Below are 19,134 nucleotides of genomic sequence, written 5' to 3'. Positions count from 1 at the left end.
ACGGCAAGCAGTTTTTTTATTTATTCGTCCCAAGCGGGTCAGGGTATTTAACCGAATCCATCTTCATTTTTCCAGAATCACTTAAGTACATATGCACCTGGATTTGGGTCAGGGAATCAGGTGTGAGCTTATTGCGCTTGCGTATTTCGTATTTTCGCCAAGCCTGGTAGTCCTTTTTAAACAAACTCTCCTCCAAGCTATATAGATCAACCCCTGCCTTGACTCCTTTTAGAAACGTCCCGCGAATTTGCTCGGCTACCTGTTCTTCGGAGCTTTTTTGTACGAAAGCAGGCGTAACTGTACTCAACATTTCACGAACGAACCCCTTTAGACGAACATTGACCTGATAACGAGGATGCTCTCCGGTGGTAATCGGAATGATGTCCAATTGAACGTGCTCGATGCGCATGGTTGCTCTGGGAATGTTGTTTTGTCTCACAACGAGGCCAGCAAATTTCGTATCATGATTCATCCATCGAATCCCCATTAAATCACGATTGGGAAAGTAACCCTGCCAATTTCCACGATGAATGGCGTGGATGCCATCGATGGAGAGACGAGAAATAAAACGGTTATTTTCTTTCCAGGAACGCTTGTACAGCGTGATGTTTGGCAATAACACGGTGCTTGACGGCTCCCAAAAGTCCGAGATAAACCGAAAAAATTGGATCGGCTCGATAAACGAACGCTGCTCATAAACATCCTTTGGCTGATGCAAGAGAGAGTCCAATGGAGAAAATCCGACCAAAGAATGAGAGCTTAACACTTTGTCAATCGGCTCCCGCGTTCCGAATACCCATTTGGTGTAACGAATCAAACCGTATCTATTCATAATATCATGGGAGGTAATAACGCCCTTTTGCAAGAGACGCTCATGAAATACGAGGGAGGATACAAAGCCTAGAAATACGGGCACCTGTGCGTTTTTTTGCAGGTTATCAAAAGCAGATTGAAGTGTTTTTCCTTTTCCGATCGAAATGGTGGCAGGAGGTGCTTGCAGGGTGGATGAGGATTCCTGTTTCGCGACGGTAGACAGGTCGGTGGATTGGGCGTATAAAACATACTCATTGTTGACGAAATCAATGCCCATGGCAGATAAGTAGCGAAGATCCTGAATCGATTTCTGGTCCCAGCAACCCCCAAGAAGAATGGATGCCAACAGCAGCACAGTAAAAGCGATGCGCATGCCCTTCATTTGTTATCGCCACCTTTCGCAAATCTCGTCCGAAAAAAGCTGGTCAAGGACTTAAACATGACATTGATCAGCGTGGACACTGAGTTGGAAGAACCCATCAAAATATACGATCTGCCAAACGAGGTCAAGGTGGACAAGTAGTACACAATGGCAATCATTCCGAGTACAAAGCCGTACATGCCGATGGTCGCAGCAAGGAAGAAAACGGCGAAACGCACAACTGTTACCGCGCCGCTTAATGCCTGATTGACCAGTGTGAAGGAGGCGACGACGGTAAGGGAGCCGATAAACAGCATCGACGGCGATGTCAGTCCTGCACGAATGGAGGCATCGCCGATAATCAGTGCACCGACAAGTGCCAGTGTTTGCCCGACGTTTTTGGGCAGACGGGCACCTGCCTCACGCAGAAACTCAAAAATAAATAAAATGATAAATAGCTCCATCGGCGCGGAAAACGGTAACCCTTTTCGGCCCTGTGTAACGGTAGCGAGCAATTGAAAAGGATATTGCTCTACATTATAGGCACACAGCGCAATCCAGAAGCCAGGCAGAAAGATTGCGATCCAAAATCCCCCCAGTCGCAGCATGCGTTCCAGCCATACATAGGTAACAGGATATTGATCGTCTTCAGGAGTTTTGATCAGTTCCAGCAAGGTTACAGGTGCCACGATGCACAAGGGCGAACCGTCTACCAACACGATGACCTTGCCTTGCAGCAGCATGTAAATTGCAAAATCAGGACGTCCCGTATAATTAACCAAGGGAAACACCGAACGAGTGTTGTCGCTCAGCATTTTTTCCAGAATGGCGCTGTTCACAATTTTTTTTGACGTACATTTGTGTAGTCTTTCGCGCATCATCTCTACCAGATCTTCAGATACCCCGTCTGTGATATACATTATGCCGACTCTTGTGCGTGAACGCGTTCCGAGAATAAAAGGCTCATAAGCCAGGGTAATGGTTCGCATACGCTTGCGAATGAGAGCAACGTTCGTGGAAATATCCTCAACGAAACCGTCCCGGGGACCTTTGATCGAAATCTCCGTATTGGCTTCCTCAGTGCCACGCTCTGGCCGCTTAGAAATATCCCAAGCGAAGGGAGGAGTATCACCAATAAAAATCAGCAAATCTCCAGCAAAAAGTCGCTCAATCCACAGTTCAGAATCCGTGAAAAGGGGGATGAGGGGCAGAGAGCGCAAATCCCCCTCAGTCAGGAAGCGCTCAAGCTGTGGCAATGCTGTATCCTGTAATTGACGAATGTCTGCAAGCCCTTCACAATAAAGCATCAACACTGGCTGATCCTCAGGTGTGACCGTTCGCATAAAAATAACGTCGGCACAATGCGCGAATTTTGACCGCAGTTCCTCTTCAAGGGTCATGGCCTATTCCCTCCTGTTTGGATGATTTGCGCAGGGAAATCAGGATGAGTGCGAGTGTGACAATGATCATAAGGACGAAGTAAAGCGGATAGTATACGTGCGTGAGGAAGGAAACGAACTGCATGTCGCTATACGGGAGGCTGGTAAAGGCGATCATGCTCCCCCCGAGAAACAGGATCGTGTATTTGCGCTGTTTTCTGGTATGGATCGTGAGTAACTCCCCCAGAAGCAGCAAGCAGATAGTGATTCGAATAAAAGCACCAGAGAGCCACTGGAAAATCGAGAAGAACTCCATATTTTCGATGTCTTTTCCAATGGTGAGGAGCCGCCATTGTTCAAATGCGGGAAAACGTTGACGGGCAGATTCGACAGGTCCGAATTCTGCAATCGCCCCTGTCAACGGACTGAGTGTCAACAGAACCGTAATGCCGAGCATAACGAAATAGTGTACGAGGCGGAGTGGCTTGCGGATGTGATGCTGAAGCAATAGCAACAGAAACAGCTCGGTTATACCACCGCCAAAGTAGAGCATCCCCATTATCAGAGGACGATAACCGTTCTGGAAAAGCGGTAGTAAAAGACTATAATCCTTTTTGGGAATATTGCCAAAAGCGACAAAAAATCCAAGCAACACGACGATAGGCAGAAGTATTCCTGCTGTAATTCCAACAGAGGTCATTCCCCCGATAGCTGCGAGCACACATAAGCCCATCAAGGCGAATGCAGTCACCCATTCGGGTGTTCGAGGCAGATAATTGACGGTAGTCCATGTCTGGGTATCGATCAGATTGGTTAACGCCATCAAATACAGGCAGATCATGATCGGAGTGAGCAAGAGATGGCTGACAATATTTCCTGTTCGCTGCTGAAGCCATTCATACAAGGCTTGTTGTTTTATTGTTCGATTGATCACAAACAATAAATACACCCACAAGGAAAAAGGAATACCAGCAACCAACACGCTCAACCAAGCATCTCTTCCGGCTTTACTTAATAAGAGGGGAATGACGGTTACGTGGTTCGTAATGCCGATCGTCAGCATCATCACCATAATGGCTTGACCAATCCCGATTTTTCCGTCCACTTTCATGAAAGACTTATCCCCCTGTGTGTGGTGGTGCTGTTAGGATTTGCCTGCTTACTTGGAAATATGTATCACGTATAAAGGTTACATCCTCCCGAAAAAGTATGGTATTCTACTATGAGGTAAAAAGGTAGAAACGGAGTAAGGAGTGCAGCCGATGTATCAGCTCATAAGAAAATATCTGTTCCAGCAAGATGCGGAAGAGATTCATGAAAAGACAATTGGTGCCTTAAGGCTGGTGGAGGATTCTGCTCCAGGCAAAAGCATCCTGAAGATGATCTATCAGGTAAAAGACCAGCGGTTGGAGAACAAGCTGTGGGGAATGACGTTTCCGAATCCAGTCGGACTTGCAGCCGGTTTTGATAAAAATGCAGAAGTTTATCATGCGCTGGGTGCTCTTGGCTTTGGGTTTGTGGAAATCGGGACACTGACGCCGCAGGGGCAGCCAGGCAATCCAAAGCCCCGATTGTTCCGATTGCCGGAACATCAAGCTGTCATTAACCGAATGGGCTTCAACAATCACGGTGCGTATCTGGCTTCCCAGCATTTGGTCGATTACGCATACTCAGATGTTCCGATTGGGATTAACATTGGGAAAAACAAAGTAACGCCGAATGAAGAAGCGGCCGTCGATTATAGCAAATGTATGGACATGCTCTATGCATACGGTCACTATTTCGTCATTAACATCAGCTCTCCAAATACCCCGAATCTTCGTGACTTGCAGGAAACGGAGAGCTTGCGTCATTTGGTGCGTGCAGTAAAAGAAAAGGCAACCGAAATGGAAGGGCGTTCCATCAAGAAAAAGCCGATTTTGCTGAAAGTAGCGCCAGACATGTCAGATGAGCACATGCGCGATGTTGTTCACGCTGCTGTAGAAGAAGGCATTTCCGGAATTATTGCTACCAATACGACACTGTCACGCGAGGCCGTTTCCGGACATCGATTTGCCGAGGAAGCGGGCGGATTGAGCGGAAGACCTCTTACAGAGCGTTCCACTGCTTGGGTGAAGGAGATTTATCAAGAAGTAGGAGACAAGGTACCAATCATCGGTGTCGGTGGTATTTATAATGGGGAAGACGCCTACGCGAAAATCCGGGCAGGAGCCAGTCTTGTTCAGGTGTATACGGGGATGATTTATCAGGGCCCAGGTATCGCCAAACAAATCAACAAAAAACTGCTCAAGCTCATGCAACGCGATGGTTTTAAACATATTAGTGAAGTAATTGGCGTAGACGCAAAAGAATAGATAGAACAAGTACGCATAGGTCGATGGCTCCGTTTGTAGTGGGTCATCGACTTATGCGTTTTCGCTTATATTCTTCCGATTTATGTAGTGATCCGGTATAATGATGTGGGACAAACATGAATTGTCAGTCAATTGCATATAGTCGGCGTTAGGTGCCTTTATGTGACGCATAAAGGGTAACAGGGAATCGGGTGAAAGTCCCGAGCGGTCCCGCCACTGTAACCAGGGAGCTCTCTTTGAAAAGGAAACCACTCATCTTCGTATGGGGAAGGACAAGGAGCGCATGGATCTGGAAGCCAGGAGACCTACCTAGTAGCCACACCCACAGAACCTTCGCGGAAAGGAGCGGTGAATACGAGGCAATGAGGCTGTCTAGTCAGTCTGTTGTTTTGTGTGCACATCTCGTCCACTGATGGATGGGATTTTTTTGTTTGGAGGAAAGAATGAAAGTCAGTGAAGGAGGATAAACATGAATCGATCTCGTCTCGTATCTACTTGTTTGATGATCGCGGGCTTTGTCTTGTATTTTTTGCTCAATGAACCTGAGACAGGACATGCAATGCACATCATGGAAGGGTATTTGCCATTATCCTGGGCCTTATTTTGGTGGGCTGTGTTCTTGCCATTCTTTATTCTTGGGATTCGCTCGATTAACAAGATTGTAAAAGAACATCCCGAGATGAAGCTCCTTATTGGCGTTGCAGGAGCATTTGCCTTTGTTTTATCTGCATTGAAAATCCCTTCGGTTACAGGCAGCAGCTCTCACCCGACTGGAACAGGCCTTGGCGCCATTATGTTTGGGCCTTTTGCGATGTCTGTGTTAGGGAGTATGGTGCTCTTGTTTCAAGCCTTGCTTTTGGCGCATGGAGGTTTGACTACGCTAGGAGCAAATGCTGTATCTATGGCAGTAGTAGGACCGATGGTGGCATACGGAATCTATCGGTTGATCATGAAAGTGGCCGGAAGTCAGCGTCTGGCGGTTTTTGCGGCGGCGGCTTTGGCTGATCTCGCTACCTATGTGGTGACTTCGTTTCAACTGGCATTCGCATTTCCAGCTGAATCTGGCGGAGTGTTGGCCTCATTTGCCAAATTCGCAGGAATTTTTGCGTTCACGCAAGTACCGCTCGCTATTAGTGAAGGTCTGTTGACCGTTCTTGTTTGGAACTGGTTGTTATCTTATAACGCAAAAGAGCTTACGCAGCTTCGTTTGCTCAAACGGGAGGAATCGCTGTGAAAAAGGGGTGGAACTGGCTTTTACTCTTGGGGGTAATTGTACTGGCTATTGTCCCGCTGCTGCTGGTGCAGGATTCGGAATTTGGCGGCGCAGACGGCGTGGCGGAGGAAGCGATCAAGGAAATCGCTCCGAACTACGAACCGTGGTTTCAACCGCTGATAGAACCGCCAGGGGGAGAGACGGAGAGTCTATTGTTTGCGGTGCAGGCGGCGTTGGGAGCGGGAGTGGTTGGCTACGCCGTGGGTTTGTACAAAGGTCGGTTGGATAAACGCAAAAAATGAACGGGCTGCAGCTTGATTCTCTCTCTTATCAAAACAGGCTAAAACATCTGCCGCCAGCTCATAAGCTATTGCTGGCGAGTGCAATGTTACTGCTCGTCCTGGTGGGACATGTATGGATGCAGATGGCGGTCGTGGTTTGGATGACGGTATGGGTAGTGGTATATGCCCGTATTCCTGTCCGTATCTACTGTGCCTTTATGATCGTGTCACTCTCGTTTTTCGCGGCGGGGCTCCCTGCTCTATTGATTGAAGGGGCGAGAGCAGGAGGAGTACAGGTACAGGTCGCGGCAGCATGGGATTTGGGTTCGTATGTGCTCTATGTGCCGATGTCCTCCTTCAGTAAAGTTTGGATTTTATTTTGGCGGACCATGGCGAGCTTATCCTGCTTTGCTTTCCTTTTGTTTACCGTGCCGTTTGCCGAAATCTTGCAGGTGCTTCGCCGGCTTCATATGCCTGTTCTTGTGACTGATTTATTAATGATTATGTATCGGTTTATTTTTGTGTTGGTAACGATTTCTCACCAGCTCTGGATTGCCCAACGTTCGCGCGGAGGTCATCGCGGCTTCCGGGCGACACTTCGGGATGCAGGGGTTCTCGTTGCGCAATTGTTTGTCAGAGCGATGCGCAAATACGAAGCCCTGCACAAAGGAATGGCGGCAAGAGGTTTCGGGGAGAGCATGCAGGTGCTCTCGTTTCATTCCCATGCCCGCTCGCACCGCTATGAGTGGGAATCAATCGCAGGCTGTATGCTGCTGGTGCTGCTTGAGTGGTGGACAGGAGGTTGGCGGTTATGACATCACGGTTGTTGGAGTTCATCGATTTGCAGTACACGTATCCAGGAGGGCGGGGACCAGTCCTGTCAGGGCTGTCCTTATGGATTCCAGAGGGGAAAAAATGTGTTCTTTTGGGGCGGAATGGCTGTGGGAAGTCGACCCTGTTCTTGCATGGAAACGGGATCATCGAGCCACAGCAGGGACAGGTGCTGTGGAAGGGGAAACCGCTTGTCTACAAACGGGCCGCATTGCAAGAGATGACGCAAAAGGTAGGCTTGGTCTTTCAAGATCCCGAGCATCAGTTGATCGCAAGCACAGTGGCAGAAGATATATCTTACGGTTTATGCAATCAGAAGCTGCCTGTGGACGTAATCCGGGCAAAGGTAGAAAAGGTGCTGGATGCATTCGGGTTAAGAGAGCTGGCAGAAGCTCCGATTCATCATTTGAGCCTGGGACAAAAACGACGACTGGCACTCGCAGGGGTCATGGTCATGGAGCCAGAGCTTTTGCTGTTGGACGAGCCTACTGCGTATCTGGATCGCTACCAGACCAAAAATTTACTGCGGGAGCTCGATGCTATTCACCGGCAAGGAACGACTGTTTTGATGGCAACTCACGATATGGATATTGCGTTTGAATGGGCGGAGTGGATTTGCATCATGGATGAAGGAAGGCTTGTGTTCGCGGGAGATCCGCAGGAGGCATTGGAAAACAGAGACATGCTGGAAAGCCTTCATCTAGGTATGCCGTTGCTCGTGGATGTGTGGGAGGCACTGCCTGAGCAGTGGAAGCGAGAGTTGGGCGGAAATATTCCACGTTCGGTCGACGAGCTGAGAAAAATGCTCAGTGTTCAGCGTGTGTGGTGAATGGAGTGGGCGCTTTCGGGTAAGCTAACCCCAAAAAGCCATGGAGGTACGCGTATGGAACATGACTCTGTCTCGAGTTCATCTGTCCCGAATCATCAGGAAAAAGAAATCCCTCGCCAAGTGAAGGATGAACTGATGTATCAAGTGTTGGAGAAAGACATGACTACCGCTGAACAGGAAAAGAAGATAAAGGATGATTACCTAAAAGGAAAGGCGTAAATTTGCGCCAAGAAGCCCTTCTCGCCACATAAAGGCGTGAAGGGCTTTTTTACATGGAATGATCCCCGTACCCACCCTCGTCTGTCAGACAAAATCAACACACGGTAGTTACAATACCAAGTACGCATTACTCATGTCACATTACTGGGCTTCTTATGTGAGAGAGGGATTTGAACCCTCAGGGTTGCCCCTTGACCCGACCAATGAGTTTTCAACATTAACCCTGTTGAATGGGGACGTGTTCGCCTTTTGCAGACAGACTACCGACTTCCATGTCTCTTACGTCAGGTTTCTTGCAGCTCCGTTAACCAGTTGAATTGTTGAATGCTTGCATCCAGTTCCCGGTACTGCTTGGACAGCTCGTCGACTTGCTTTTGCAACTGGGCAATATTAACAGTTGAGCAAATCTTGACCTCCGAACGGCTGTAGCGATCATGCTTGACTGTAGCTTCTTTGATCAGGTCGGCCAGCTCATTGCGTTTTGAACCGAGAACATCACGTTTGGTTAACGCATCGGAGAGTGTCATTGTTTCGTTAAAGCGGCAAGACGCATTGGTTCGATTGATTTGCTGAACAATACGCTCGAGCTGGTCAAACAACTGATACAGCTCAGATAAGAGATCGTCAGGATTTTCTGGAGGCTGTTCACCTTCCTGGACCTTTGCGCTGCGGTGCAAGCGGTCCCCCAACTGTTCGATTCGCTTTTGATAATCGGCACGAATGATTAACGCTTCCGCGAGTTTCACAACCGTAACCCCCTAAACCAATCTGATAGTTTATACGCTTGTTTGTTTGATTGGTTGTGGTAAAAAAAATAAAATTTGGGAAAACTTGAATTCCGCCGAAATGGTAAGAAGATTTGTACGAATTTTGTAGGGATATGTCCATTCATCACGAATAACGTAAAGAAGACACTTACTTACAATGGGAGAAGTGATGAGGTTGTGATTTCAACTTTGAATAAGACGCTATGCGTTCAGCAACTCGTAGAAAAATTAAGAGACAAGCAGCTTCTTCATGTACCAATCGCTGATCTTCGAGAATCCAATAAAGTATTGTATGAATACGTCAATCAGCTCAATGACTCGATTGCGATCATTCCGACTACGATTAATTCGGTCATTACAGGCGTGATCCGCTTCCAGGAAGGGTACTTTATTACCTTAGGCATGCTCATTTGGAAAGACGCCAACAAAAAAGGGGCGTTCAAAGAAGGGACGTTTCTTTTTTACAAGCATGACGCTCAGGATTCGATTGAGGAGTGCGTTCATATTACCAATTCCATCGAAAATCACAATCTGATGGAAAGCCTGTTCTTTGCTTGCTGCGAGAGCAAGGATGGCGATTCCGTGCTTTCCTATTCGCATATCGAGCATGCGATTACATACGGGGAGCTGTATCGTGACATAAAGTCCAAAATCAAAAAAGGATTTGCATAGTTAGAGAAACTTTACACGCCAAGTTTTGGGTGATATACTACTGAAAATTTATAAAATATTCCAATTGAAGAGGAGTTTTCCTACTTGATGATTAAGAAGTAACGTCTTGCCATTCACCAGTTGGCCCGCCCCCCTCCACGTAAATGGTTTTGTTTACCCACAAATAAAAACCACTTACAACCAAATGGAGGAATATCACAATGAGTAAACCTGAAATGAATGTTGCCCTAGTAGTCGGTCCGGATACGGACCAGGATAGCCAAGCAATCCGAAATACACTTGAGTATTTTGGAGCTCGAGTCTTTACGTACTGGATTGGTCGACCAAGCGATTTGATCGATGTATTGAATGGCAGCGACCTCTACCCAAATACCGACATGATTATTCTGAATTTCCATGGCGATGAGGGAAGCCTCATTATGCCAGAGCTGGGCGAGGACGTTTACGAGGAAGGAGAACCAAAGGATAATTTTGGTCCTGACGAGGTTAGACGGTTTGCCAAGCTGGATGGAAAAATCGTGTTGAGTAACGGATGCTCGCTGGGTGATCCTAAATTAGCGAAGGCCTTTCTGGAAAGTGGTTGCCATATGTATATTGGGCCAGATGATTACCCGGACGGAAGTTCTGCGCTGATGTTCGCCCTGCGCTTTTTCTACGAGGTAATTCAAAACAAGAAAAGCGTGGAAGAAGCTTTTCGAATCGCAAAAGCAACTGATGAAGAAACCGAGATGTACCAGCTTTATGTAAAAGAGTAATAACAACGCAAAGGGAGCCTTGTACGAGGCTCTTTTTGTGTCGAGAATTGTCAGGCTGTTATTCTTGTTGGTAGTCATATTTTGGATTAGGGCGGAATTCTGCAAGTAAAGTCGCAAATCGGACTGCAATAGGATGAAAAAGGGCGTAGGCAAATGCTTGCGTCCTTTTGCTATTAGGTGAGGGTACAGGCAAATCATGAGAAAAGCGCATAGAGTAGTGTGTCTAAGGAAAGGGGGAGACAGAATGGGTTTCTTTGATGGCTTCGATGACTTTGCTCTGATCCTGGTCCTTTTCATTTTGTTGGTAATTGTCGGTTGTGATTGTTAGGGTAACAAAGTAATGCAAAGGGACATACAATCCCTTTGCATTATTCATTTACGAATGGAGGTGAGGAGGAAAATTGGCTAGAAAAATCAATGGTTTTACCCCTGAGTTCTCTGACTGGCTCAAGTCAAATAAGGTTTCGGTCAAAAAGCTGCAAAAAAATCCTGAATCCCTTGGTCAGTATTATCAAGAGTGGGCAAAAACAAGCCGTAGGACGAGAAAAGAGTCTCGACCGCCAAGGGTTTCCAATCTAAACCTTGATATGGGTACCATTTTAAATGGTGTACGCATAGCAAACGAGGTATTCAGAACGTTCCAAGGAGCAAATGGGCTTGGAAGTATGTTTAGAAGGTTTATGTAGTGATCATGAATCTTGGGAGCTATTCCAGCAGTCCCAGCTCTTGGTAAATCTTGCTGGACACGACACCGTTTGGTTTTAATTTTCGATCCCGTTGAAATTTCTTTAGAGCCGCAGTTGTCGAGGATCGAAACTTGCCATCGCATATTCCGTGATAATAACCAGCGCTCTTCAACCGAGATTGAATGAGCTGTACATCTCCACCAACGTCGCCCTCTGCTAAATCTCTAGGATCGTGGCTCGGGTCCCCTAATACATGACCATAAATCGTTACTTTTGTTCCGAGTGGAATCATCTTGAACAGTTCGATGACGTCGTTGTTTCGCATGCGGATACAACCATGGCTCAAATGCTGTCCGATGGAGTATGGCTTGTTTGTGCCGTGGATGCCATAAATTCCCCAAGGGACGTTTAAGCCTAACCATCGTGGACCGAATGAGGGTCCCCAATCTTTTCCTTTGTATATGACTTTGTATTCTCCAACTGGTGTAGGTGTAGAAGGATTACCAACGGCAACGGGATACGTTTTTATTGTTTTCCCATGCTTTTTGACAATTAACTTGTGTTTCCTGGGATAAACCTCAATCGTAAAAATACCTTGGTCGCTAATGATTGGTAACGAATGCTCGGCGTAAACAATTTTTTGACCGATTTCAATTTCTACTGGAAAGCTAACAGTTAAGAGAAGAATGGCAGCAAAACAAATGAGCAAGTGGGTTATCGTTCGATTCACCATTGTCTATGTTCATCCGATCATCTGTTTTTTTCACAGTACAACTTTAATTTGTGAATGGAAACAGCATTTTATTCGGGACAAAGTGAAAGCCCTCCTCATCAGAGAAGGGCTGTTTCTTTGTTTATAGGTCGTAATACAGCTCATACTCTTTTGGATTCACTGTCCGCTCGACTTGTTCAATCTCACCACGTTTTTGTGCAATCCAGCCTTCTATTACTTCTTTTGTGAAAACATTCCCTTCGAGCAAGAAATCATGGTCTTGTTCCAATGCGACCAGTGCTTCAGCGAGAGAGGCGGGAGCGCTCTTGATCTCGTGCTTTTCCGCATCGGACAAGTCGTAGATGTTTTTATCCATTGGTCCAAAGCCCAGTTCACGCGGGTTGAGCTTGCGCTTGATGCCATCGAGGCCAGCCATCAGCATGGCGGCAAAAGCCAAGTACGGGTTAGCAGTAGAGTCCGGAGTGCGGAACTCAATGCGGGACGCTTTTGGGGTAACGGCAGCAATCGGAATCCGAACGGCAGCAGAGCGATTTCCTTTGGAGAAGACCAGATTCACTGGTGCTTCGTAGCCGGGAACCAGTCGCTTGAACGAGTTGGTGCTTGGGTTAGTCAGGGCGATCAACGCAGGGGCGTGGTGCAAAATACCACCAATGTAGTGCAGCGCAGTCTCGCTCAGGTTTGCGTAACCGCCTTGCTCATAGAACAACGGGGTATCGCCGTTAAACAAGCTTTGGTGAACGTGCATGCCAGATCCGTTGTCTCCAACGATTGGTTTTGGCATGAAGGTAGCAGTTTTGCCGTGTTTGGCAGCTACATTGCGCACGATGTATTTGAACAGCAATAAATTGTCTGCTGTACGAGTCAGTGTATCAAAGCGGAAATTGATCTCACCTTGACCGGCTGTTGCCACCTCATGGTGATGGCGCTCGACATGCAAGCCGCATTTTGTCATCAGCGTGCACATTTCATTTCGGATATCCATTTGGGAGTCGGTCGGTTGAACAGGGAAGTATCCGCCCTTATTGCGTACCTTGTAGCCGAGGTTTTGTCCTTCTTTACCTGTGTTCCAGAAAGCTTCTTCTGAATCGATGTGGAAGAAGGAACCGGACGGACCAGAGGCATAGCGTACGTTGTCAAAGAGGAAGAATTCGGATTCAGGGCCAAAGTAAGCAGCGGTAGCGAGGCCGGATTGTTGCAGATAGGCTTCAGCCTTGAGGGCAATGCCGCGAGGATCGCGTGTGTAGACGGTGTTGTCTGGGTTGACGATGTTGCAGATGATATTCATGGTTTTGGCTTCTACGAAAGGATCGATGAAGGCGGTTGCCGGATCGGGCATTGCTACCATGTCGCTTTCTTCAATGGACTTGTACCCGATTAAACTAGAGCCGTCAAATGCGACGCCATTGCAGAATGTTCCTTCATCTACCGCGTAGGCAGGAACGGTGACATGGTGTTGGCGACCGAGCAGGTCAACGATGCGAAAATCTACATATTCCACTTTTTCCTCGTCAATTGTGGACAGGACTGTTTTCATATCCAACAAAATTCACTCCATTCACGAATTAAAGTTATGATTTCACTATCAACGTTCGGTTTTTACTTAGTTTTTATATTTTGAATTATATCGACAATTATCATTGTTCGTCAAGAGGTTTTCTTACTTTGTTTGTTAGGTTTTCTAACATTATATTGTGGGGTTTAGAAAATGGTTACTTTCTAATAAAATGTAGACAAACCAAGACTTATAAACGCGGAGGCGATATAGATGAAGGTTCTCGTACTGGGAGCAGGGGGCATTGGCGGTTATTTTGGTGGCAGGCTGGTTGAATCGGGAGTAGATGTAACGTTTCTTGTGCGTGAGTGTAGATACAAACAGTTGCAGGAGCGAGGCTTGCGCATTCAGAGCATTCATGGAGATTTGCTTTTGGAGCAGCCACAACTGATTCAAGCAGGGGAGGAAGCAGGACCATTTGATGTTGTGCTGTTATCCAACAAGGCCTACACGCTGGAAGAAAGCGTGGATGCCATCGCTCCGTACGTAGGCGAGGACACAGTCGTCATTCCGCTGCTGAACGGAATTGCGCATATGGAAGTGTTGTGGGATCGTTTTGGGCGGGAGCGCGTGCTCGGGGGTCTTTGTTTCATTGAAACGACGCTGAATGCTGATGGCGATGTCGTGCAGACAAGTCCTATTCATGATGCGGTTTTCGGTGAGTGGGAAGGTGGCAAAAGTGAGCGTGTAGAGCGAATGGAGCAAGCCTTTTCCAAGATCAATGGAACGATGCGTGCTAGTACAAATATTCAACGGGAAGCCTGGCACAAATACTTGTTTATTGCGACGTTTTCCGGTATTACCACACTGATGAATTCCGCTGTTGGACCGATCCGGGAATCGGCTTGGGGAGTAGAGCTGACACGTCAGCTCGCAGAAGAAATCGCTTCTGTCATGAACGCTTTGGAGGCACCAATCAAGCCAGATATCGTCGATAAACAAATGGAGACTTTCCAAAATCAGCGTCCTCAAACGAAATCGTCCATGCTGCGCGATATGGAAAAAGGTCTTCCGGTGGAAGCAGATCATCTTCAAGGCTACCTCTTGGAGCGAGCAGAACAAAAAGGCGTGTCCACACCGCTTTTAAAAGTTGTCTACAATAATCTGAAGGTTTACGAACAGAAGCGTGCAGGAGACAAATAAGGTATAATATTGGGTGGAATGTCTTTCGCTTACGCATTATAAAAAGTAGGAGGGGTAAAGATGGAAGTCATCAAGATTTCCCCCCGTGGATATTGCTACGGTGTGGTAGATGCCATGGTATTGGCTCTGCGAACAGCGCAAAACTTTGACTTGCCCCGCCCGATTCATATTTTGGGCATGATCGTACACAATGCTCACGTCGTCGAGGCGTTTGAAAAACAAGGGATAAAAACATTGGATGGAGAGGATCGGCTCGCTCTCTTGGATCAGGTTCAGGAGGGAACGATCATCTTCACTGCCCATGGCGTGTCTCCTGAGGTGCGCAAGAAAGCGCGCGATAAAGGCTTGACCGTTGTCGACGCGACTTGCCCAGATGTAACGAAGACACATGATTTGATCCGTGAAAAAGTAGCGGAAGGCTATCATGTGCTCTACATCGGGAAAAAAGGGCATCCTGAGCCAGAGGGTGCAATGGGGATCGCGCCGGATCACGTACATCTGGTTCAAAAGCTGGAAGAGCTGGAGGCACTCGATCTGCCAACAGACAAGCTGATCGTTACGAACCAGACGACGATGAGTCAATGGGACGTCAAACATCTGATGGACGCCATTCTTAAGCGTTTTCCTGGCGTGGAAGTGCATAATGAGATTTGTCTCGCTACGCAGGTTCGTCAGGAAGCTGTAGCGGAGCAAGTAGGAGAGGCAGATTTGTGTATCGTCGTAGGCGATCCGCGCAGCAACAACTCCAATCGTTTGGCACAGGTCTCAGAAGAAATCGCGGATGTTCCGTCGTATCGGATCGCTGATTTGTTTGAGCTCGACATAGAATGGCTGCGTGGAAAGAAAAATGTGGCAGTTACTTCTGGTGCTTCGACGCCGACTCCATTGACGAAGGAAGTCATCACCTTCCTGGAGCAGTTCGATGAGTTCAACCCGGCTACATGGGAGAAAAAACGAACCGTTAACATGGCGAAAATATTGCCAACGGTAAAATAAATCATGTAGGCATGCTCTGTGTTATGTTTTCTTACACGGTTAATTAACCTCAAAATAGGAGAGTTATATGCCAGAATCACTTTCCGGTTTCGGGCTGGGGGGCGCAAAAGGCAGATACGTAAGTCTTTGCGCCCTTTATCTTTTTATTTACTACGGGTTTGGCGCTTTTGCTCCGCTTATTACGCAATACTACGAATCCATCCATCTAACCGGGACCCAAATTGGTCTCATCAGTGCAGTCGCGCCGATCGTTTCCATCGTGGCACAGCCGATGTGGGGTATGATCTGTGATCGCTATCAAATTCGCAAAACTGTGCTGATTCTGACATTGATCATCACCGGGTTGGTGGGACTCCTCTTTACGGGCGTCTCCTCCTTTGTCTACGTCTTTTTGCTCTACATATTGTTGTCGTTTTTTCAAAGTGCCGTCGTTCCCATCTCAGATAGCTTGGCTCTCGGTTATGCCAATGGACATGGCATTCAGTTCGGCGACATTCGCCTGTGGGGAGCAATCGGTTTTGCATTAGCGGCATTCATCACGGGTCTTCTCGTTGAGCAGTGGGGGCCACATGTTCTTTTTTACTCGTTTTGCTTGGCGTTTCTGATTGCTATTCTGTTTCTTCGGAAGGTTCCGGAAGAAGTGACAGAGGCATCGCGGTTTCGCGTCAGTATGCTTGCGGGGATAAGGAATTTGGCGCGAATTCCGCGATTTGCGTTGTTTTTGATTTCATCGTTCTGCATGATGGGTTCTGTAAACGCCAATAATATTTGGTTTTCCCTGTTTTATCAGGATATCGGAGGGACCATTGCCGGGATTGGTCTTGCCTTCTTGTTGTTTGCAGGCAGTGAAGCTCCTTTTATGAAGCTGGCGGGTTATATTGTCCGCAGGTGGGGACTGGAGTTGACGCTCTTGCTATCGGCGATTTTTTGCACGATGCGCTGGTTTTGGTATAGCTCCGCTCCAAGTACCACTGCCGTGATTGCCATGTTCTTTGTGCAGGGGATTTCAGTAGGCTTTTATTTGGCAACGGCAGCCCAATTTGTGCGCGAAAATACGCCCGCATCCCTTCAGGTGACGGCGCTGGCCATCTTCTTTTCAGTGGGAGGCGGGCTTGGATCGATGTTTTGTAATTTGGTAGCAGGGTGGATCAAAGATTCGTTTTCGGTGCTCGCTATTTATTTGTTTTTTGGAATCATCACCGCGATCGGGATCATTCCTCTGCTCATGATAAAATTCGGACGGTGGAAGCAAATCTCACCAGACGAAGAAGTGCAAGCTAGTCAATGACGAGCATGCCTTGGAAGCCTGTTTCCGGATAGCCAGGCGCGTCTGATACGAAATGATACCGACCACGTTTGGCGGCTGAAAACTGCAAGAGTGTCGATTGAGTCGGCTTCAATTCTGTGGATGCAAGGTTCAGATCACGAATGGATAGATTGTGAGGGCGCGTATCGGTGTTGACGATCATCAACGAGACTCGCTCTCCTTCGTGTGCAGTCAATTGATTGGGCAAAAAGCCAGCGCTAGAAATCGTAACGGTATGTGTCCGTGTCGCGATCGCGTACGAAGCGGGTAGGCGATGGGAATGATGCGTCCAAAGTAGCGTTAATGTCACAGCCAGAGCGATGATTGGATAACGAAGCTGCCGATACCAGTGACGAGACATTTTGTTTTCAACTCCTTTGAGGACCATAGCATGGGAAGTTACTATTATCCTGTCCTCGGAGTGAGGGGGATAAACACTTTTTCCCTATTCGATTGGAGAAGGGGTGGAAAAACGTATCTTTCCCTGTCATGCAAAATAAAAAGACTGTTGATAATTGATTCAACAGCCTTTTTTTATTTTGTATTTTTTGTAACCTTTTGCTATTTCTTACGATTAATTAACATTGAAAAAATACGGGAGGATGTAAATGATGAAAAAGCTAAATAGAGTGATTTTTTCGCTAACAACTGCAACTCTACTTGCTACTACGCCAATCTATCTGACAAATAATGGTCAAGTGCTGGCGGAGGAGAGCAAGGCAAAGGAGCTCGCACCTGAATGGAAAGTGAAGGTAGAGGTTGCAATCCAAAAGGTAAAGGAAAGGTTGCCATATTTATCCGATTTTTCTTACAGTACGCTTAAGATTTTAGAAAAAGATGATGGAACAAATGATATAACCATCATCTTGCAAACGTCCAAGGAGAAGAAGAAACCGTCTTTTACATTTGGTTTGGATAAACAAGGGAATCCCGATAAGTTTAGCTACAACGAGGAATTTCCCGAAGAAGGAAGGCCGAAGATTGAGCATGAGAAGGTAGTCAGCAAAGCAACAGATTTTATGAAGCAATGGTATGGTCCAGATATGGGCGGCTTTGCCTATAACCCTAACTATTCAAAGGACAACGAGGCCCATTTTACAAAACTGGTAAACGGACTTCCGTATCTGAATATCAATGTTCGTCTAACCGTAAACAGCAAAGGAGAAATTATTTCGAAAGGATCAGGTTTACATAAATATAATCTTGGAGACGATGCACCCGCCTTGGAAAATATGAAGTTTGCTGATCCAAAGGAAGCCATATCCAAGGATCAGGCTGAAAAAGCCTTCGCCAAACACCTGAAGCTCTTTTATTTGAAACAGCCAGTAGAGGGATGGAACGAGAAAACGAAGAAAAACTTGTATGGCCCTCCTACCTTACGCTACAAATCGGAATTCTCGGAATTTATCGATGCCAAAACAGGCAAGGAAGTTCCTGCTTATGACGGTTCGGGGAGTGCATATAATCCCATTGTCAAAGTGAATCCTGTCGGTAAGGATGTAACCGTAAAGACGACAGAGGCAGCAGCAGCTTTGTTCGCTGCTTTTGGGATCGAGAGCAAAGCTGAAAAAATAAATGAAGGCATTTCTGAAGATACGAAAGGTAAGAAATATACACATGAAATCAATAAAGACTTTGATGCTGAAATTGAAACGGAGGAAGAAACAGGACGATTCATGAGCTACCGTGTGGTTGACAAGAGAAAGAAAGAAATAAAATTCCCTAAAGAAGATCCGAATGGAAAGAAATGGCTAACGCCAGAAGAATCGATGAAACTAGCTATTGCTGCGCTGGAAAAGTACGGACCAAAGCATGTAAAAGAAGTAATGCCGATTGGGACAGCAGAGTTTCAACAGAGAGGCGCTGCGCTGGGCTTCAAGTTTGTAAATGTGCACGAAGGGATTCCCGTTCTGGATGATGAGATTTTTATCAGAATAGACCGTATCACGGGAGAGGTGGTAGGTTTGCATATGGAGGATGTATCTTGGGAACCACTCATTCTTCCTGACCCGAAAAAGGCTGTATCACATGAGCAGGCGCTAAAGGAATACTTGAAAGTGCGTCCACTGGAGTTGCAATATTTCACATCAAATGTCGATATTGAGTCGGATAACCGAAACTATCAACCCATTCTGGTGTACAGAACAGCCATATCTCTAGACCACCAAGAAATGGATGCCCTAACCGGCAAATTTACTACTGCAGCTGAATTTCATAAAAGTCCGTACTAAGACAGGAGGCTAA

General features: G+C 46.8%; 21 protein-coding genes and 1 riboswitch. Of the genes, 14 read left to right on the top strand and 7 right to left on the bottom strand.

Going from position 1 to position 19,134, the window contains the following annotated elements:
- Positions 1–16: 16 nt before the first annotated feature.
- The 3 genes from BBR47_RS24695 to BBR47_RS24685 are packed head-to-tail and all read right to left on the bottom strand — an operon-like array spanning position 17 to position 3,664.
- Entirely contained in the window at positions 17–1,195 is a 1,179-nt protein-coding gene (locus tag BBR47_RS24695; RefSeq protein ID WP_015893169.1) for a Ger(x)C family spore germination C-terminal domain-containing protein, read from the bottom strand.
- Complete coding sequence (locus tag BBR47_RS24690) at positions 1,192–2,574, bottom strand: spore germination protein (RefSeq protein ID WP_015893168.1); 1,383 nt, start codon at positions 2,572–2,574, stop codon at positions 1,192–1,194. Before BBR47_RS24690 ends, BBR47_RS24695 begins: the two co-directional genes overlap by 4 nt.
- On the bottom strand, positions 2,564–3,664 hold the full coding sequence (locus BBR47_RS24685; RefSeq protein WP_015893167.1) for a GerAB/ArcD/ProY family transporter: 1,101 nt from the start codon (positions 3,662–3,664) through the stop codon (positions 2,564–2,566). Before BBR47_RS24685 ends, BBR47_RS24690 begins: the two co-directional genes overlap by 11 nt.
- A gap of 151 nt (positions 3,665–3,815) precedes the next feature.
- Here BBR47_RS24685 and BBR47_RS24680 point away from each other — a divergent pair, with 151 nt between their 5' ends.
- From BBR47_RS24680 to BBR47_RS31410, 6 genes are all read left to right on the top strand, one after another.
- Positions 3,816–4,907, top strand: a complete 1,092-nt coding sequence (locus BBR47_RS24680) for a quinone-dependent dihydroorotate dehydrogenase (RefSeq protein ID WP_015893166.1) — start codon at positions 3,816–3,818, stop codon at positions 4,905–4,907.
- Positions 4,908–5,040: 133 nt separating this feature from the next.
- A riboswitch (cobalamin riboswitch) is annotated at positions 5,041–5,235 on the top strand.
- Between the two features lie 141 nt (positions 5,236–5,376).
- Positions 5,377–6,141 carry an energy-coupling factor ABC transporter permease gene (locus BBR47_RS24675; protein WP_015893165.1) on the top strand — a complete coding sequence of 255 codons (765 nt, stop codon included), beginning with the start codon at positions 5,377–5,379 and terminating at the stop codon, positions 6,139–6,141.
- Positions 6,138–6,422, top strand: a complete 285-nt coding sequence (locus BBR47_RS24670) for an energy-coupling factor ABC transporter substrate-binding protein (RefSeq protein ID WP_007718520.1) — start codon at positions 6,138–6,140, stop codon at positions 6,420–6,422. Before BBR47_RS24675 ends, BBR47_RS24670 begins: the two co-directional genes overlap by 4 nt.
- Positions 6,419–7,216 carry a cobalt ECF transporter T component CbiQ gene (cbiQ, locus tag BBR47_RS24665; RefSeq protein ID WP_015893164.1) on the top strand — a complete coding sequence of 266 codons (798 nt, stop codon included), beginning with the start codon at positions 6,419–6,421 and terminating at the stop codon, positions 7,214–7,216. The genes BBR47_RS24670 and cbiQ overlap by 4 nt, the downstream gene beginning before the upstream one ends.
- Entirely contained in the window at positions 7,213–8,061 is an 849-nt protein-coding gene (locus tag BBR47_RS24660) for an energy-coupling factor ABC transporter ATP-binding protein (RefSeq protein WP_015893163.1), read from the top strand. Before cbiQ ends, BBR47_RS24660 begins: the two co-directional genes overlap by 4 nt.
- 54 nt (positions 8,062–8,115) lie before the next feature.
- Positions 8,116–8,280, top strand: a complete 165-nt coding sequence (locus BBR47_RS31410) for a hypothetical protein (protein WP_173362210.1) — start codon at positions 8,116–8,118, stop codon at positions 8,278–8,280.
- Positions 8,281–8,564: 284 nt separating this feature from the next.
- Here BBR47_RS31410 and BBR47_RS24655 read toward each other — a convergent pair whose 3' ends face one another.
- Positions 8,565–9,026: a DIP1984 family protein gene (locus BBR47_RS24655; RefSeq protein ID WP_015893161.1), complete on the bottom strand. Its 462-nt coding sequence runs from the start codon at positions 9,024–9,026 to the stop codon at positions 8,565–8,567.
- Between the two features lie 198 nt (positions 9,027–9,224).
- On the opposite strand from BBR47_RS24655, the gene BBR47_RS24650 reads away from it, so the two are divergent.
- From BBR47_RS24650 to BBR47_RS24635, 4 genes are all read left to right on the top strand, one after another.
- Entirely contained in the window at positions 9,225–9,719 is a 495-nt protein-coding gene (locus BBR47_RS24650) for a hypothetical protein (RefSeq protein WP_015893160.1), read from the top strand.
- 200 nt (positions 9,720–9,919) lie between these two features.
- Positions 9,920–10,474, top strand: coding sequence for a hypothetical protein (locus BBR47_RS24645; RefSeq protein ID WP_015893159.1), 555 nt, complete (start codon positions 9,920–9,922; stop codon positions 10,472–10,474).
- Between the two features lie 196 nt (positions 10,475–10,670).
- Positions 10,671–10,802, top strand: a complete 132-nt coding sequence (locus BBR47_RS32035; RefSeq protein WP_081437273.1) for a YjcZ family sporulation protein — start codon at positions 10,671–10,673, stop codon at positions 10,800–10,802.
- Positions 10,803–10,875: 73 nt separating this feature from the next.
- Positions 10,876–11,160: a hypothetical protein gene (locus tag BBR47_RS24635; RefSeq protein WP_041749636.1), complete on the top strand. Its 285-nt coding sequence runs from the start codon at positions 10,876–10,878 to the stop codon at positions 11,158–11,160.
- A gap of 19 nt (positions 11,161–11,179) precedes the next feature.
- On the opposite strand, the gene BBR47_RS24630 is transcribed toward BBR47_RS24635, so the two are convergent.
- A complete protein-coding gene (locus BBR47_RS24630; RefSeq protein ID WP_015893158.1) occupies positions 11,180–11,893 on the bottom strand; it encodes a L,D-transpeptidase family protein in 714 nt (237 codons plus the stop codon).
- Between the two features lie 121 nt (positions 11,894–12,014).
- The gene (glnA, locus tag BBR47_RS24625) at positions 12,015–13,433 is read right to left on the bottom strand and encodes a type I glutamate--ammonia ligase (protein ID WP_041749635.1); all 1,419 of its coding nucleotides are present in this window, start codon (positions 13,431–13,433) and stop codon (positions 12,015–12,017) included.
- Between the two features lie 225 nt (positions 13,434–13,658).
- On the opposite strand from glnA, the gene BBR47_RS24620 reads away from it, so the two are divergent.
- From BBR47_RS24620 to BBR47_RS24610, 3 genes are all read left to right on the top strand, one after another.
- A complete protein-coding gene (locus BBR47_RS24620; RefSeq protein ID WP_015893156.1) occupies positions 13,659–14,588 on the top strand; it encodes a ketopantoate reductase family protein in 930 nt (309 codons plus the stop codon).
- A 60-nt stretch (positions 14,589–14,648) separates the two neighbouring features.
- Positions 14,649–15,584, top strand: a complete 936-nt coding sequence (locus tag BBR47_RS24615) for a 4-hydroxy-3-methylbut-2-enyl diphosphate reductase (protein WP_015893155.1) — start codon at positions 14,649–14,651, stop codon at positions 15,582–15,584.
- Between the two features lie 67 nt (positions 15,585–15,651).
- The gene (locus BBR47_RS24610; protein WP_015893154.1) at positions 15,652–16,872 is read left to right on the top strand and encodes an MFS transporter; all 1,221 of its coding nucleotides are present in this window, start codon (positions 15,652–15,654) and stop codon (positions 16,870–16,872) included.
- On the opposite strand, the gene BBR47_RS24605 is transcribed toward BBR47_RS24610, so the two are convergent.
- Complete coding sequence (locus BBR47_RS24605; RefSeq protein ID WP_041749634.1) at positions 16,862–17,251, bottom strand: cupredoxin domain-containing protein; 390 nt, start codon at positions 17,249–17,251, stop codon at positions 16,862–16,864. The genes BBR47_RS24610 and BBR47_RS24605 overlap by 11 nt on opposite strands.
- Positions 17,252–17,498: 247 nt before the next feature.
- On the opposite strand from BBR47_RS24605, the gene BBR47_RS24600 reads away from it, so the two are divergent.
- Positions 17,499–19,121 (top strand): hypothetical protein, encoded by a 1,623-nt coding sequence (locus BBR47_RS24600; protein WP_041749633.1) that lies wholly within the window; start codon positions 17,499–17,501, stop codon positions 19,119–19,121.
- The last annotated feature ends 13 nt before the right edge of the window (positions 19,122–19,134 follow it).

Origin of the sequence: Brevibacillus brevis NBRC 100599 (genome assembly GCF_000010165.1) — a bacterium.
GTDB classification, from domain to species: Bacteria; Bacillota; Bacilli; order Brevibacillales; family Brevibacillaceae; genus Brevibacillus; species Brevibacillus brevis_D.
This window is presented reverse-complemented; position numbering and strand designations above follow the sequence as displayed.

Excerpts from the sequence above, each read along its gene's own strand:
- BBR47_RS24695 (WP_015893169.1), bottom strand. The coding sequence starts at position 1,195 with ATGAAGGGCATGCGCATCGCTTTTACTGTGCTGCTGTTGGCATCCATT.
- BBR47_RS24690 (WP_015893168.1), bottom strand. The coding sequence starts at position 2,574 with ATGACCCTTGAAGAGGAACTGCGGTCAAAATTCGCGCATTGTGCCGAC.
- BBR47_RS24685 (WP_015893167.1), bottom strand. The coding sequence starts at position 3,664 with ATGAAAGTGGACGGAAAAATCGGGATTGGTCAAGCCATTATGGTGATG.
- BBR47_RS24680 (WP_015893166.1), top strand. The coding sequence starts at position 3,816 with ATGTATCAGCTCATAAGAAAATATCTGTTCCAGCAAGATGCGGAAGAG.
- BBR47_RS24675 (WP_015893165.1), top strand. The coding sequence starts at position 5,377 with ATGAATCGATCTCGTCTCGTATCTACTTGTTTGATGATCGCGGGCTTT.
- cbiQ (WP_015893164.1), top strand. The coding sequence starts at position 6,419 with ATGAACGGGCTGCAGCTTGATTCTCTCTCTTATCAAAACAGGCTAAAA.
- BBR47_RS24660 (WP_015893163.1), top strand. The coding sequence starts at position 7,213 with ATGACATCACGGTTGTTGGAGTTCATCGATTTGCAGTACACGTATCCA.
- BBR47_RS31410 (WP_173362210.1), top strand. The coding sequence starts at position 8,116 with ATGGAACATGACTCTGTCTCGAGTTCATCTGTCCCGAATCATCAGGAA.
- BBR47_RS24645 (WP_015893159.1), top strand. The coding sequence starts at position 9,920 with ATGAGTAAACCTGAAATGAATGTTGCCCTAGTAGTCGGTCCGGATACG.
- BBR47_RS32035 (WP_081437273.1), top strand. The coding sequence starts at position 10,671 with ATGAGAAAAGCGCATAGAGTAGTGTGTCTAAGGAAAGGGGGAGACAGA.
- BBR47_RS24630 (WP_015893158.1), bottom strand. The coding sequence starts at position 11,893 with ATGGTGAATCGAACGATAACCCACTTGCTCATTTGTTTTGCTGCCATT.
- BBR47_RS24620 (WP_015893156.1), top strand. The coding sequence starts at position 13,659 with ATGAAGGTTCTCGTACTGGGAGCAGGGGGCATTGGCGGTTATTTTGGT.
- BBR47_RS24615 (WP_015893155.1), top strand. The coding sequence starts at position 14,649 with ATGGAAGTCATCAAGATTTCCCCCCGTGGATATTGCTACGGTGTGGTA.
- BBR47_RS24610 (WP_015893154.1), top strand. The coding sequence starts at position 15,652 with ATGCCAGAATCACTTTCCGGTTTCGGGCTGGGGGGCGCAAAAGGCAGA.
- BBR47_RS24605 (WP_041749634.1), bottom strand. The coding sequence starts at position 17,251 with ATGTCTCGTCACTGGTATCGGCAGCTTCGTTATCCAATCATCGCTCTG.
- BBR47_RS24600 (WP_041749633.1), top strand. The coding sequence starts at position 17,499 with ATGATGAAAAAGCTAAATAGAGTGATTTTTTCGCTAACAACTGCAACT.